Annotated in this window: 1 protein-coding gene; it reads left to right on the top strand. The window is 45.5% G+C overall.

The genetic code is table 11. The annotated features are described in order from the left end of the window. Positions 1-451: TlpA disulfide reductase family protein (locus IB262_RS35520; RefSeq protein ID WP_192494589.1), on the top strand; the 451-nt coding region annotated here is incomplete at both ends.

Raw genomic sequence — 451 nt, 5'->3', positions numbered from 1 at the left:
ACACTCAAAACTATCAATCAGGTAACTGAAATACTCACCACCTGCAAATCAGATGCGATGAAAGGAAAATCCGCCATCGCCTGGTTCGTGGTAGAAGGGCGCAACAATGGATTTTTCTCTGAAATGAAGCAGATTCATTCCATTGCAAAAGCATCACTGAAACCCAACAGTTCAGGTTACAAAACCACTGACTCCCTGTACAAAGCATATGCACAGCTGGAAGCAGGACTGCCTGCTTTTAACTTTGCCCTGAAAAACGAAAACGGTGACATTGTACGCCTGTCTGACTTCAAAGGTAAAATTGTGATCATCGACATCTGGGCGATGTGGTGCCATGGTTGCGTAGAAGGTTTGCCTTTCTTCCGTCAGCTGGCTGATTCCTATAAAGACAAAAACGATATCGTATTCCTCACCATCTGCTGGGAAGCACCAGACTCCGAAACCCAGGAAG

The organism is Ensifer sp. ENS02, from assembly GCF_014851885.1.
Classification (GTDB): domain Bacteria; phylum Pseudomonadota; class Alphaproteobacteria; order Rhizobiales; family Rhizobiaceae; genus Ensifer; species Ensifer adhaerens.
This window is presented reverse-complemented; position numbering and strand designations above follow the sequence as displayed.